The organism is Anaeromyxobacter sp. SG17, assembly GCF_022690695.1.
Classification (GTDB): Bacteria; Myxococcota; Myxococcia; order Myxococcales; family Anaeromyxobacteraceae; genus Anaeromyxobacter; species Anaeromyxobacter soli.
Genome location: NZ_JALCYX010000006.1, coordinates 20,164 through 34,034, shown reverse-complemented (window position 1 = coordinate 34,034; position 13,871 = coordinate 20,164). Strand labels below are relative to the sequence as shown.

Genomic DNA, 13,871 nt, shown 5'->3' with positions numbered 1-13,871 from the left:
CGGAGCAGGCATGGTGACGGTGTCGAAGGAGCTGCAGCAGACGCTTCAGGCCGCGGTCGCGGAGGCGCGACGGAGACGCCACGAGTACGTGACGCTCGAGCACCTCCTGCACGCGATGACGCGCGACAAGGTGGCCTCCGAGGTGCTGCTCGCCTGCGGCGCCGACCTGAAGCTCCTCGAGCGCGAGCTCGAGGAGTACCTCGATCGCACGCTCGAGTCGCTCGGGACGTCGCAGGATCCCGAGCAGACCGCGGCGTTCCAGCGGGTCCTGCAGCGGGCGGCCTGGCACGTGCAGGGCTCCGGGCGCACCGAGCTCAACGCGGGCGACGTGCTCGTGGCGATCACGCGAGAGCGCGGCTCGCACGCTGTGTACCTCCTCGAGAAGCAGGGCGTCCGGCGCCTCGACATCCTCCAGTACATCTCGCACGGCATCGGCAAGGAGGGCGGCGGCGACGACGAGCCGCAGGACGAGGGGGGCGAGGAGTCCGGCGCGCCCCGCACGGTGAAGGATCCGTTCAAGACCTTCACGGTGAACCTCGTCGAGCGCGCGGCGCAGGGGCTCATCGACCCGCTCATCGGTCGCGACTCGGAGATCGAGCGCACCATCCAGGTCCTCTGCCGCCGGCGCAAGAACAACCCGGTGTTCGTGGGCGAGCCGGGCGTGGGCAAGACGGCGATCGTGGAGGGGCTCGCGCTCCGCATCCACGAGAAGAAGGTCCCGTCCGTCCTCGAGAAGGCGGCGATCTACTCGCTCGACATGGGCGCCCTCCTCGCGGGCACCAAGTTCCGCGGCGAGTTCGAGCAGCGGCTGAAGGGCGTCATCGCCGGCGTGAAGAAGACGCCGAACGCGATCCTGTTCATCGACGAGATCCACACCATCGTCGGCGCGGGCGCCACCACCGGCTCGTCCATGGACGCGTCGAACCTCCTGAAGCCCGCGCTCGCCTCCGGCGAGCTGCGCTGCATCGGCTCGACCACCTTCCACGACTACAAGCAGACGTTCGACCGCGACCACGCCCTCGCGCGGCGCTTCCAGAAGATCGAGATCTACGAGCCGAGCGTCGACGACACGATCCGCATCCTCAAGGGCCTGAAGAAGGTCTACGAGGAGCACCACGGCGTCGTGTTCACCCCCCGCTCCCTCCGCGCGGCGGCCGAGCTCTCGGCCAAGCACATCAACGACCGGCAGCTCCCGGACAAGGCCATCGACGTCCTCGACGAGGCCGGCGCGCGCGACCGGATGCGCGCGGAGGCGCGCCGTCGCCACCGCGTCACCGCCCGCGACGTGGAGCGGGTGGTCGCGAAGATCGCCAAGATCCCCGAGCGCACCGTGTCGGCGGACGACGAGACGCAGCTGCGCAACCTGGAGCCCGAGCTCAAGAAGGTCATCTACGGGCAGGACCCGGCGGTGGAGGCGATCGTCTCCGCCATCAAGCTGTCGCGCTCCGGGCTCGGCGCCCCCGAGCGGCCCATCGGCAACTTCCTCTTCTCCGGCCCGACCGGCGTCGGGAAGACCGAGCTCGCGAAGCAGCTCGCGCGGATCCTCGGCGTCGAGTTCCTGCGCTTCGACATGACGGAGTACCAGGAGAAGCACACCGTCTCCCGGCTCATCGGCGCGCCCCCCGGCTACGTCGGGTTCGACCAGGGCGGGCTCCTCACCGACGCGATCCGCAAGACGCCGTACGCGGTCCTGCTCCTCGACGAGATCGAGAAGGCCCACCCGGACATCTACAACCTGCTCCTGCAGGTGATGGATCACGCGACGCTCACCGACAACAACGGCCGCAAGGCCGACTTCCGGCACGTCATCCTCGTGATGACGACGAACGCAGGGGCGCAGGAGCTCTCGGCCCGGCGCGTCGGGTTCGGCTCGGACCTGTCGGAGCCCGGCAACGCGCGGAACGCGATCGAGCGGACCTTCAGCCCGGAGTTCCGCAACCGCCTCGACGCGTGGGTGGCGTTCGACTCCCTGCCGGCGGAGGTGATCGCCCGCGTCGTCGACAAGATGGTGAAGGAGCTCGAGGCGCAGCTCGCCGAGCGCAAGGTGCACGTCGAGCTGAGCCTCGAGGGCCGCGCCTGGCTCGCGGAGCACGGCTTCGACCGCAAGATGGGCGCCCGGCCGATGGCCCGGCTCATCCAGAACGAGGTCAAGAAGCCGCTCGCCGAGAAGATCCTGTTCGGCGAGCTCCACGACGGCGGCACCGTCCGCGTGGAGGTGGAGCCGGACGGCTCGAAGCTCCGCCTCGTGGTGAATGCGGCGGTCGCGGCCCCGCGGGTGCCGGAGCCCGAGCCCGTCTGACCGCGCCGTCCGGCGCTTCGCTCAGGCGGCGCGGCGAGGCGCCGGCAGCGCTGCGGGCTCCTCGCCCGCCGAGCCCAGCCGGAAGAACGCGATCGCCGCCTGCAGCTCGTCGGCGCGGCGCTCCAGGTCCTGCGCGGTGGCCTCGATCTCCTGGGCCGCGCCCGCGGTGTGCTGGACGCCGGAGCTCAGCCCCTGCACGGCTCCGCTGATCTGCGCGGCGCCCGTCGCGAGCGCGCGCGTGGCAGCGGCCATGTCGCGGACCTGCTCGGCGCTCTTTCGGATGTCCGCCACGAGCCGGCCGAGCACCGCCCCCGCCCGCTCCGCGACCGCCACGGTCGAGTCCGAGAGCTCGCCGATCTCCTGCGCCGCGCCGCGGCTCCGCTCGGCGAGGGAGCGCACCTCGGAGGCCACCACCGCGAATCCCCTGCCGTGCTCGCCGGCGCGGGCGGCCTCGATGGCGGCGTTCAGCGCGAGGAGGTTCGTCTGGTAGGCGATCTCCTCCACGATCCCGGTCTTCTCCGCGATCTGCCGCATGGCGGCCACGGCCTCGGTGACGGCGCGTCCGCCCTCCTCCGCCGACGCAGCCGACGCGAGCGCCGAGCGCTCCGCCGCGTCGGCGTCCCGCGCGGTGGCGACGATCGTCGCCGAGATCTCCTCGACGCTGGCCGCCGCCTCCTCCGCCGCGGCGGCCTGCTCGGAGGTCGTCCGGGCGATGAGCTCCGCGCCCCCCCGCAGCTTCTCGCTGCCCGACGCCACGCCGTCCGCCGCGTCGCGGACCTGCCCGACCGCGCCGCGCAGCTGGCCGACGGTGTCGCGCATGGCCGAGAGCACCTGCCCCGCCTCGTCCAGGGCGCGCGCCTCGATCCGGATCGAGAGGTCGCCCGCGGCCATCCGGGCGGACGCGGCGGCCGCCTCGCGCAGCGCGAACAGGCTGCGCCGCAGCGAGCCGTACAGCAGCGCCCCGGCGACCACCATCATCGCGGCGATGAGGGCCATCGTCGTCCAGCCGTCGCGCACCGACGCGGCGTGGAGCGCGGTCGCGTCGCGGAAGAAGAAGAGGACCCCGGCGACCTCCCCGCTCGCGTCCCGCAGCGGACCGATCCCGGCCACGTACCACGCGTCGCCGCGCCGGAAGAGCCGCGCGACCGGGGCCTCGAGCCCGCCGGCGAGCCCCACCGCGCCGCCGAGCTCGTGCGCGAGCGCCCGGTCGGTCGCCTCGAGCAGCTGGAACTCGCCGACGACCTCCTTCGTCGGCTCCGCCCCCTTGGCGCGCAGGTAGTCGGTGCGCAGGAACAGCGCGGCGTCCTCGCCGGTGACCGCCTTCGTCTGGGCGAAGAGGTGGTCGATCTCCTCGGCCACCTCGAGGTACCCGAGCGGCGCGCCGCCGAGCGACACCGGCCGGACGCTCCGCAGCGAGAAGAAGTTCTTGCCGAGCTCGATGCCGTGCGCGTTCCGGCCGGTCTTCGCGGCGGCGAGGAAGGTCGCGCGCTTGAGGACGTCGTCCCGCTGCTCGGGCTTGTGGGCGCGCAGGAAGACGCGCCCGTCCGGATCGATGAAGTACATGTGCGTGATCGCGTTCGTCGCCTTCAGCTCGGCGAACAGCGGGGCGGCCGCGGCGAGGAGCCCGTCGCGATCGTGGGTGGCGAACGGCGCGAGGAGGCGCTCCTGGTGCGCGAGCACGGTGAGCGCGCGCGAGAGCCCCTCCGCGTCGGCGGCGACCGCGGCGTCGAACGCCGCCACGTCGGCCAGCATCTCTCCGGAGGCGGCGTCGAGGAGCTGGCGCTCCCGCGCCGATCGCGTGACGAGGGCGGCGAGAGCGATGGTGAGAGAGAGCACCGCGGCGAGCGAGACGAGGAACCTGTTCCTGAGCGATGCGGTGCGCACGGCGAGCGACCTCCAGTGGGGGGCGCACCGAGTTTCGCATCCCGGAGGGGGTGTGCAAACTCCGATCGGCCCCCGTCGGCGAGCGACATGGCCGCGACCCGGGATTTGCCTGTAGAGCCGATATCGCTCGCATGTGCGTTGACGTAGGGTGAACGAACCCTCGGCCCCGACTCGCCCCGCCACCCCCCCCGATCCCGGGCGCAGTCGCGTCGGCCCCTTCCCTCGGGTACAACCCCGCGCGTGCAGCGGCTCCCCATCGACGACATCCTGGCGGACGCGGTCGCGGCGCTCCGCGCCGGGCCGTCCCTCGTCATCGAGGCGCCGCCGGGCGCGGGCAAGACGACCCGGGTCCCCCCCGCGATCCACGCCGCCGGGCTCGCGGGCAAGGGCGAGGTCGTGGTGCTCGAGCCGCGGCGGCTCGCGGCGCGGCTCGCGGCACGGCGGGTCGCGGAGGAGCGGGGCGAGCGCGCCGGCGAGACGGTCGGCTACCAGGTGCGGTTCGAGGAGGTGGCGGGCCCGAGCACGCGCATCCGCTTCGTGACCGAGGGGCTCCTCACGCGCCGGCTCCTCGCCGAGCCGTCGCTGCCCGGCGTCGGGGTGGTGGTCCTCGACGAGCTCCACGAGCGTCATCTCCAGGGCGACCTCGCGCTCGCCCTGCTCCGCCGCCTGCAGCGGACCTCGCGGCCCGATCTGAAGCTCGTCGCGATGTCGGCGACGCTCGACGCCGGACCGGTGGCCCGGTTCCTGGGCGCCGCCTCGCTCCGCTCGGAGGGCCGGCGCTTCGAGGTCGCCGTCGAGTACCTCTCCCCCGAGGAGGCGGCCCGGCCGGACGTCCGGCTCGAGGACGCGGTCGCGCGCGCCGTGCGCCGGCTTCACCGCGAGGGGATCGACCGCGACGTGCTCGTCTTCCTCCCGGGGGCCGCGGAGATCCGGCGGGCGCGGGAGGCGCTCGCGGCGTGGGCAGCGACCGCGGAGGTGGACCTCCTGCCCTTGCACGGCGATCTGCCGCCCGAGGAGCAGGACCGGGCCGTGCGGCCCGGGCCGCGCCGGAAGGTGATCCTCTCGACGAACGTCGCCGAGACCTCCGTCACCCTGGAAGGAGTGGTGGCCGTGGTGGACTCGGGGCTCGCGCGCGTCGCGTCGCACTCCCCGTGGTCGGGGCTCCCGACCCTCGAGCTCCGCAAGATCAGCCGGGCCTCCGCCGCACAGCGCGCCGGCCGCGCCGGCCGCACCCGGCCCGGGCGCGCGCTCCGCCTCTACACGCGCCACGATCACGACGCCCGCCCCGGGTTCGAGGTGCCGGAGATCCTCCGCGAGGACCTGTCGGAGACGCTCCTCGCCCTGGCCGCCCTCGACGCCGCCGAGGGGCTCGAGTGGTTCGAGCCGCCGCCTCCGGCCGCGTGGGAGGCCGCGCGCGGGCTGCTCGTCCGGCTGGGCGCCATCGACCCGCGCGGCGCCATCTCCGAGGCCGGTCGGCGCATGCTCCGCCTGCCCGTCCACCCCCGCCAGGCGCGGCTCGCGATCGAGGCGGCCGCGCGCGGCGCCCCCGACGCCGGCGCGCTCCTCGCCGCCCTCCTGGGCGAGCGCGACGTGCGCGATCGCCGCGCGCTCGCGGGCGGAGCGCTCCCGCCGACCGGCCCTTCCGACCTGCTCGAGCTCGCGCAGGCGTTCGAGGAGGCCGCGCGCGCGCGCTTCGCGCCGGAGCGGCTCCGGCGCATGGGGCTCGAGCCGGGCGCGGTGCAGGCCGTCGAGCGGAGCCGGAGGCAGCTGCAGCGGCTGCTGAGGTCGATCGGGCCGCCCTCGACGTCGTCCCCGTCCCCGGCCGCGCCCTCCTCCCCGCTCGCCGGCACCACCTCCGAGGAGCACGCGCTGCTCCTCGCCACCCTCGCCGCCTATCCGGATCGCGTCGCGCGGCGGCGCGCGCCGGGGTCGGACGAGGTGGTCCTCGTCGGCGGTGGCAGCGCGCGGCTCGACCCCGCGAGCGTGGTGCGCGAGGCGCCGCTCCTCGTGGCGGTCGACGCGGAGGAGCGCCGCGGCGATCGCCGCCCGCCGGGCGCCCGCGCCGCCGAGGCGCGGGTGCGCGTCGCGAGCGCCGTGACCGACGAGATGCTGCTCGATCTGTTCCCTGCGGCGCTCCGCTACGAGGACGCCGTCGGATGGAACGGCGCCGCCGAGCGTGTGGAGGCGACCGAGCGGCTCGTGTACGAGGACCTGGTGCTGGAGGAGGTCCGCGCGCCGAAGGCGGATCCGGAGAAGGTCGCCGCGCTCCTCGCCGAGGAGGCGCTGGCCCGCGGGCCGAGCGCGTTCGCGCCGGAGGGCGCCGTGGACCGGCTCGTCGCGCGCCTCGCCTTCGCGGCGCGGCACGCGCCGGACGCGGGCCTCTCGCCGCCCTCCGACGAGGAGCTCGCCGCGGCGCTCCGCGACCTGTGCGCCGGGCGGCGGAGCTTCGCGGAGCTGCGCGAGGCGGACCTGCCCGGCGCGATCCTCGCCCGCCAGGACCCGAGGGCCCGCGCCGCGCTGGAGCGGCTCGCGCCCGAGCGGCTGACGCTGCCCGGCGGGCGCAGCACCCGCGTCCACTACGAGGCCGGCAAGCCGCCCTGGATCGAGAGCCGCCTGCAGGACTTCTTCGGCCTCGCGCAGGGCCCGGCGCTCGCCGGCGGGAAGGTGCCGCTCGTCCTGCATCTGCTCGCCCCGAACCAGCGCGCCGTGCAGGTGACGACCGACCTCGCCGGCTTCTGGGAGCGGCATTACCCGTCGATCCGACGCGAGCTCGCCCGGCGCTACCCGCGCCACGCGTGGCCGGAGGATCCGCGCCACGCCTCGCCGCCGCCGGCGCGGAGGTAGCGGGCGCCTCGAGCGCGGCCTCGGCGGGCGGCGGGCGGAACCTCCGGGGCTTGGCCGGGCCTCCTCGCGTTGCGAGCTTCGGATCCGTGGCCTCACGCACGAAGGTCCAGCCCTATCGCGCACAGCTCGCGCAGCTCGTGGACGAGGCGCCCGAGGGCGCCGCCTGGGTCCACGAGATCAAGTACGACGGCTACCGGATCGGCTGCGCGATCGAGGACGGCGCCGTCACGCTCTGGAGCCGCAACGGCAAGGACTGGACGGCCCAGTTCCCGGAGGTCGCCGCCGCCGCGCGGAAGCTGAAGGTCCGCTCGGCGCTCCTCGACGGGGAGGTCGCCGCCGTACTGCCCGACGGGCGCACGAGCTTCCAGGCGCTGCAGAACGCCTTCGGCGCGGGGCGGCGCGAGCTCCTCTACTTCGTCTTCGACCTCCTCCACCTCGATGGGCAGGATCTGGCCGAGCGCCCGCTCCTCGAGCGCAAGGCCGTCCTCGCGCGGCTCGTCGGCGAGGGCGCCGGGATCATCCGCTACGCACAGCATTTCTCCGGGAGCGGCCGCGACGTCCACCGGGAGGCGTGCCGGCTCGGCCTCGAGGGCATCGTCTCCAAGCGGATCGACCGCCCCTACCGTCCCGGGAGGAACGCCACCTGGGTCAAGGCGAAGTGCGTGCTCCGGCAGGAGCTCGTCGTCGGCGGCTTCACCGATCCCGAGGGGGCGGCCCGCGACGCCATCGGCGCGCTGCTCGTCGGCTACCCGGAGGGCGGCGCGCTGCGCTTCGCCGGGAAGGTCGGGACGGGGTGGACGAACGAGGGCGCCCGCGCCCTGCGGGAGCGGCTCGCGCCGCTCTCACGGCAGGAGTCCCCGTTCACGCCGCCGCCCGCCGGCGGGCTGGGCCGCAGCGCGCACTGGGTCCGGCCCGAGCTCGTCTGCGAGGTCGCGTTCACCGAGTGGACGCACGACGGCAAGATCCGCCACCCGTCGTTCCAGGGGCTCCGGGAGGACAAGCGACCGGAGGACGTCGTGCGCGAGCGGCCGGGGGCGACCCCGACCTCGTCCCCGAACGATTCCCCCACTGCGAGCTCGACCCCTGGCCGCTCGGCCTCCTCGACCCGAAAGTCGACCCCGGGCCCGCGCCGGCGCCGGCGCTCAACCGGCCCGCGAGCGACTCCCGCCGGGCGTTCCCGAATCGCGCGCCGCCGTTAGATTGCCGACATGGGACGCGTCCGCGTCGGCACGAGCGGGTACCAGTATCGCCACTGGCGCGGCGTCCTCTATCCGGAGGGGCTGCCCCAGCGCGAGTGGCTCCCGCACTACGCCCGGTTCTTCGACACGGTCGAGATGAACGCGACGTTCTACCGGCTCCCGACGCCGGAGGCGGTCGAGCGGTGGCGCTCGGTGGTGCCGCGCGGGTTCACCTTCGCGGTGAAGGGCAGCCGCTACCTCACGCACCTCAAGCGGCTGCTCGACGCCGAGACCGGGCTGGAGCGCTTCTACGCGCCGGTGTCGCGGTTCGGCCGGAAGCTCGGGCCGGTGCTCTGGCAGCTTCCCCCGCACATGAAGCCCGACCTTCCCCGCCTCGATCGGTTCCTCGGACGGGTCCCCGCCGGCCCCCACGTCGTCGAGTTCCGGAACGAGGGCTGGTACTCGGAGGAGACGTGTGACGTGCTCGATCGTCACGGCGCCGCCTTCTGCGAGCACGACCAGATCAGGCGCCCGCCCCCCCGCCTCACGGGACGCTTCCGCTACGTGCGCTTCCACGGCACGACCGGGCGCTACTCGGGGCGATACGGGGTGGAGGCGCTCCGGCCGTTCGCGGCCGAGCTCCTCGCGTGGACGGAGAGCGGCGGCGACGCTTTCGTCTACTTCAACAACGACCTCGGCGGGCACGCCGTGCACGACGCCCTCACGCTCCTCGCCCTCGTGGGCGAGGAGCGCCCGGCGCTCGGCGCGTCGCCGTGACGCCCGTGCCCGGCGCGAGCCCCCGCCCCGGCGCCGAGCCGCCCGCTCGCCCGCAGCACGTGCGAACGCAGCGCGGCGTGCTCCCCCACGCGTGAGCGGGCGCGCGAGCGCGCCCGCGATATGGCTGCGACCATCCGGCACGCCGTCACTCACCGTGTGCCAGGGAGGTTCACCATGAGGAAGCGGATGGCAGCCGCCGTACTCTCGCTGGCGATCGCGATCCCCGCAGCGGCGGAGGGCGAGCGAGCCGCCGCGGCGCCGGATCTCGAGAAGCGCGTGGGGGAGCTCGAGGCGGCGTTCAACGCCCACGACGCGAACGCCCTGGCCGCGTTCTTCGCGCCGGACGGCACCTTCGTCAACCCGCGCGGTCAGCGCGCGTTCGGGCGGGAACAGGTGCTCGAGCGGTTCCGCGAGGATCTCGCCGGGCCGCTCAAGGGCTCGAAGCACCGCATCCGCATCGAGCGCGTCCGGACGCTCGGAGAGGCCGTGCTGCTCGACCTCGATCAGGACGTCACGGGGCCGAACCTCCCGGCCGCCGCTCCCCGTCCCGCCCACCCCCACGCCTCCGTCCTCATGAAGAAGGACGACTCCGGGCAGTGGATGGTGCTCGACGCGCGCGTCTACTTCTTCCTGCCCGGCGGACGACCCGGCGCCGCGCCCCCGGCCGCCCGCGGCGGTGCGAGAACGGGAGCCGGGCAGCGCTGAGCACGGCGGGCGATCCTCGCCCCTCTCGAGGGCTCCGGGGACGCCCGGCCGCCGACCCGTCCCGCCTCAGATCTCGAGCAGGATCCGCTCGGGATCCTCGATGGCGTTCTTCACCGCGATGAGGAACTGCACCGCCTCGCGTCCGTCGACGATGCGGTGGTCGTACGAGAGGGCGACGTACATCATCGGCCGCGCGACGATCGCGTCCCCCTCGACCACCGCGCGCTTCTCGATCTTGTGGAGCCCGAGGATCCCGGACTGCGGCGGGTTCAGGATGGGCGTCGAGAGCAGCGAGCCGTAGATGCCGCCGTTCGAGATCGTGAACGTACCGCCGGCGAGGTCGTCCATCGTGATGCGGTTGTCCCGCGCCTTCCTGGCGAGCTCGCCGATCGTCTTCTCCACGTCGGCGAAGGAGAGCGCGTCCGCGTCGCGCACGATGGGGACCACGAGCCCCTTGCCGCCGCCGACCGCCACCCCGATGTCGTAGTGGTCCTTGTAGACGATGTCGGTGCCGCGCACCTCCGCGTTCACCACCGGGAACGCGCGCAGCCCCTCGACCGCCGCCTTCACGAAGAAGGACATGAAGCCGAGCTTCACGCCGTGCTTCGCGAGGAACGTCTCCCCGTGCCGCTCGCGCAGCGCGAGCACGCGCGACATGTCGATCTCGTTGAAGGTGGTGAGGATCGCGGCGGTCTGCTGGGCCTCCACGAGCCGGCGAGCGACCGTGCGCCGGAGCGACGTCATCGCCACGACGCGCTCCCGGGCGGTCGCGCCGTCCTTGGGGGCCGGCGCGGGCGCGGGCGCGGGACCGCGCGCCGCCGCCGGCCGCTCGAGGGCGCGCACCACGTCCTCCTTGCGCACCTGGCCTCCGGGGCCCGAGCCCGCCACGGCGCCCAGCTCGAGCCCGTGCTCGGCGAGGAGCCGCCGCGCGCTCGGCGGGGCCCGGCGCGCACCCGCGGAGGGTGCGGGGGCCGGCGGCGCGGAACGCACGGTCGGTGGGGCCGCTGCAGGCGGAGCCGGAGCAGGGGGCGGAGGCTCGGCCCGCGCCACGGGGACGACGCCACCCGGCGTGGGGCCCGAGCCGAGCGGGGACGTCGCGGCCGCCTCGCCGGCGGCGCCCTCCTCGAGCTCCGCGATGGCCTCCCCCACCGCGACGGTGTCGCCGGTGCGCTTCAGCACCCGCTTCAGGACGCCCGCGGCGGGCGCCGGGACCGCCACCGTGGCCTTCTCGCTCTCGACCTCGACGAGCGGCTCGTCCACCTGGACGCGCTCGCCTTCGTTCTTGAGCCACGCGCCGATGGTGGCCTGCGTCACCGACTCTCCGAGAGACGGGACCTTCAGCTGGATGGACATGATCTTCAGCGCTCCTGGGCGGCCGCGCGCTCCGCGCGGATCCGCGAGACGGGCTCTCCGAGGGCCTCGCGCACGAGCTGCTCCTGCTCGAGCCGGTGGCGCGTCGCCGACCCGGCCGCCGGGCTCGCCGACGGTCCGCGCGAGACGAGCGCGATCCGCGACGGGAGCCGCGGCGCGAGGTGGGCGTTCACGTAGTCCCACGCGCCCATGTTCGACGGCTCCTCCTGCGACCAGACGATCTCGACCCCCGGGCGGAAGCGCGCGATGGCGGTCCGCACCGACTCCACGTCGAGCGGGTAGAGCTGCTCGAGTCGTACGATCGCCGCGTGCCGCGCACCCTGAGCCTCCCGCGCGGCGGCGAGGTCGTAGTAGAGCTTGCCCGAGCACAGGACGACCCGCGTCGTCTCCGTTGGGTCGACCCACTCGTCGTCGATCACGGGGCGGAAGCGCTCCTGCGCGAGCTGATCGAGCGGCGACACGACCTTCGGGTGCCTGAGGAGGCTCTTCGGCGACATCACCACGAGCGGCTTGCGGTACGGCGAGCGCACCTGGCGGCGCAGCGCGTGGAAGTACTGGGCGGGGGTGGTGAGGTTCACCACGCGCCAGTTGTCGTCCACGGACAGCTCGAGGAAGCGCTCGAGCCGCGCGGACGAGTGCTCCGGACCCTGCCCCTCCATGCCGTGAGGCAGGAGCAGCGCGAGCCCGGAGAGCCGGTTCCACTTGGCCTCTCCGGAGGAGAGGAACTGGTCGATGATGACCTGCGCCGCGTTCACGAAGTCGCCGAACTGCGCCTCCCAGACGGTGAGCGCGTCCGGCATCTCGAGGCTGTAGCCGTACTCGAACCCGAGCGCGCCCGCCTCCGAGAGCAGGCTGTCGCGGATCTCGACCGGACCCTGGCCGCTCCGCAGATGGGCGAGCGGCGAGTACGGGATGCCCGACTCGTGGTCGTAGAGCACCGCGTGCCGGTGGCTGAAGGTTCCGCGCCGCGTGTCCTGGCCGGAGAGCCGGATGCGCGTGCCCTCCCACGCGAGCGTGCCGAGCGCGAGCTCCTCCGCCATCGCCCAGTCCACCGGCTTCTCGCCGCGCACCATCTGGGCGCGCGCCTCGAGCACCTTCGCGAGCTTCGGGTGAACGCGGAAGCCGCGCGGGACCTCGACGAGCAGGTCGCCCACCCTCCGCAAGACGTCCGGCGCGACGCCGGTCTGCGGCTCCTCGCGGCCCACCGCCCCGCCGCGGATGTCCTTCCAGAACCCGGTCATCGGCGGGGCGCCCGCCTGGACCGCGATCTTCGCCGAGTCGTGGTACGCCTCCTCGAGCCGCGCGCGGTAGCGCGCGACCATCTGCTCGAGCTCGCCGGCCGCGAGCGTCCCCTCCTTCACGAGCGCCTGCGCGTAGAGCGCCTTCAGGGTCGGCTTGCGCGCGATGGCCCGGTACATGACGGGCTGGGTGAACGCCGGCTCGTCCCCCTCGTTGTGGCCGTGCCGCCGGTAGGTCCACAGGTCGATCACCACGTCCCGGTGGAAGCGCTGGCGGAAGTCGACGGCGATCAGCACCGCCTGGGCGACCGCCTCCATGTCCTCGCCGTTCACGTGGATGATGGGGATCTGCAGCATGCGCGCGGGGCCGGTGCTGTAGGTCGTCGAGCGCGCGTCGCGGGGCGAGGTCGTGAAGCCGACCTGGTTGTTCACGATGACGTGGATCGTGCCGCCCACCGTGTACGCCTCGAGCTCCGACATCTGGAGCGACTCGGCGACGACGCCCTGGGCCGCGAACGCCGCGTCGCCGTGGACGAGGATGGGCAGCGAGCGCTGGCGCCCGGTGTCGCTGTAGCGATCCTGCTTCGCGCGCACCCGCCCCTGCACCACCGTGTCGATCCACTCGAGGTGGCTCGGGTTGAACGCGAGCGACAGGTGCACGAGGACGCCCTCGGCGCTCTCGCGGTCCGAGGAGTAGCCGAGGTGGTACTTCACGTCGCCCCCGCCGGCGTTCACGATGGCTGCGTCGCGGAACTCGGCGAAGATGTCGCGGAGCGGCTTGCCGACCACGTTGGCGAGCACGTTGAGCCGCCCGCGGTGCGCCATGCCGATGACGACGTTGCGCACCCCGTGGCCGATGGCCCGATCCACCGCGAGCTCGAAGAGCGGCAGGAGCCCCTCGGCGCCCTCCACGCTGAAGCGCTTCGCGCCGAGGAACTTCGTCCCGAGGTACTGCTCGAGCGTCTCCGCCTCGACGAGCTTCTCGAGCAGCCGCTTCTTCACCCCAGCGTCGAGCGACACGCGGTTGCGCGTGCGCTCCATCCGCTGCTCGAGCCAGCCGCGCAGGTCGGCGTCGTGCATGTGCGCGAGCTCGACGCCGATCGTCCGGCAGTAGGTCTCCTCCAGCCTCGCCACGAGCTGGCGGAGCGTGTCGCCGCGGTGCCCCTCCGGGTCCGCCGCGGGCCGGTCGAGGTCCGCCTCGGAGAGCCCGAACGCCGCGAGCGAGAAGCGTTCCGCGCGGCGGGTGAGCGCCAGGGGATCGAGGTCGGCCCGCAGGTGGCCGTACTCGCGGTACGCGGTGACGAGCCGGTCCACCCGCGCCTGGAACGCGGCGTCCGCCGATGCGGTCGCCGCAGCAGCAGGGGCGGCGTGCGCGGCCCCGTTCGGCCGCCGAGGCGCGAACGCCTCCGGCGCCGGCTCGCTGCCCGGGGAGGCCGGCAGCGCCTCGAAGTACCTGCGCCAGCGCTCGTCCACCGCGCTGGGCTCGGCGAGCCACTCGTAGTACAGCTTCTCGACGAAGCTCAGGTTGTTGGCGCTCGGCGCCGGGACGGGAAGATCGGTCTCGGGTGATGACAT

8 protein-coding genes are annotated in these 13,871 nt (G+C 74.1%); 5 read left to right on the top strand and 3 right to left on the bottom strand.

Features of this window, described 5'->3' with window-relative positions; genetic code table 11:
* Positions 1-10 precede the first annotated feature (10 nt).
* Positions 11-2,299, top strand: coding sequence for an ATP-dependent Clp protease ATP-binding subunit ClpA (gene clpA / locus MNY60_RS04510; RefSeq protein WP_242360104.1), 2,289 nt, complete (start codon positions 11-13; stop codon positions 2,297-2,299).
* 21 nt (positions 2,300-2,320) lie between these two features.
* On the opposite strand, the gene MNY60_RS04505 is transcribed toward clpA, so the two are convergent.
* Entirely contained in the window at positions 2,321-4,183 is a 1,863-nt protein-coding gene (locus MNY60_RS04505) for a methyl-accepting chemotaxis protein (protein WP_242360103.1), read from the bottom strand.
* A gap of 240 nt (positions 4,184-4,423) precedes the next feature.
* Here MNY60_RS04505 and hrpB point away from each other — a divergent pair, with 240 nt between their 5' ends.
* The 4 genes from hrpB (at position 4,424) to MNY60_RS04485 (ending at position 9,687) form a co-directional block, all read left to right on the top strand.
* On the top strand, positions 4,424-7,027 hold the full coding sequence (gene hrpB, locus MNY60_RS04500; RefSeq protein WP_242360102.1) for an ATP-dependent helicase HrpB: 2,604 nt from the start codon (positions 4,424-4,426) through the stop codon (positions 7,025-7,027).
* A gap of 86 nt (positions 7,028-7,113) precedes the next feature.
* Positions 7,114-8,226, top strand: a complete 1,113-nt coding sequence (gene ligD, locus MNY60_RS04495; RefSeq protein WP_242360101.1) for a non-homologous end-joining DNA ligase — start codon at positions 7,114-7,116, stop codon at positions 8,224-8,226.
* Positions 8,227-8,235: 9 nt separating this feature from the next.
* On the top strand, positions 8,236-8,982 hold the full coding sequence (locus tag MNY60_RS04490; RefSeq protein WP_242334250.1) for a DUF72 domain-containing protein: 747 nt from the start codon (positions 8,236-8,238) through the stop codon (positions 8,980-8,982).
* 186 nt (positions 8,983-9,168) lie between these two features.
* Positions 9,169-9,687, top strand: a complete 519-nt coding sequence (locus MNY60_RS04485; protein WP_242352602.1) for an SgcJ/EcaC family oxidoreductase — start codon at positions 9,169-9,171, stop codon at positions 9,685-9,687.
* Between the two features lie 66 nt (positions 9,688-9,753).
* Here MNY60_RS04485 and odhB read toward each other — a convergent pair whose 3' ends face one another.
* Together odhB and MNY60_RS04475 are read right to left on the bottom strand one after the other, a co-directional pair.
* Positions 9,754-11,040 carry a 2-oxoglutarate dehydrogenase complex dihydrolipoyllysine-residue succinyltransferase gene (gene odhB, locus MNY60_RS04480; protein ID WP_242360100.1) on the bottom strand — a complete coding sequence of 429 codons (1,287 nt, stop codon included), beginning with the start codon at positions 11,038-11,040 and terminating at the stop codon, positions 9,754-9,756.
* 5 nt (positions 11,041-11,045) lie between these two features.
* On the bottom strand, positions 11,046-13,871 hold the full coding sequence (locus MNY60_RS04475) for a 2-oxoglutarate dehydrogenase E1 component (protein WP_242360099.1): 2,826 nt from the start codon (positions 13,869-13,871) through the stop codon (positions 11,046-11,048).

What these genes read in the sequence shown, in the direction of transcription:
- clpA (WP_242360104.1), top strand. Translation starts at nt 11, where the DNA reads ATGGTGACGGTGTCGAAGGAGCTGCAGCAGACGCTTCAGGCCGCGGTC.
- MNY60_RS04490 (WP_242334250.1), top strand. Translation starts at nt 8,236, where the DNA reads ATGGGACGCGTCCGCGTCGGCACGAGCGGGTACCAGTATCGCCACTGG.
- MNY60_RS04485 (WP_242352602.1), top strand. Translation starts at nt 9,169, where the DNA reads ATGGCAGCCGCCGTACTCTCGCTGGCGATCGCGATCCCCGCAGCGGCG.
- odhB (WP_242360100.1), bottom strand. Translation starts at nt 11,040, where the DNA reads ATGTCCATCCAGCTGAAGGTCCCGTCTCTCGGAGAGTCGGTGACGCAG.
- MNY60_RS04475 (WP_242360099.1), bottom strand. Translation starts at nt 13,871, where the DNA reads ATGTCATCACCCGAGACCGATCTTCCCGTCCCGGCGCCGAGCGCCAAC.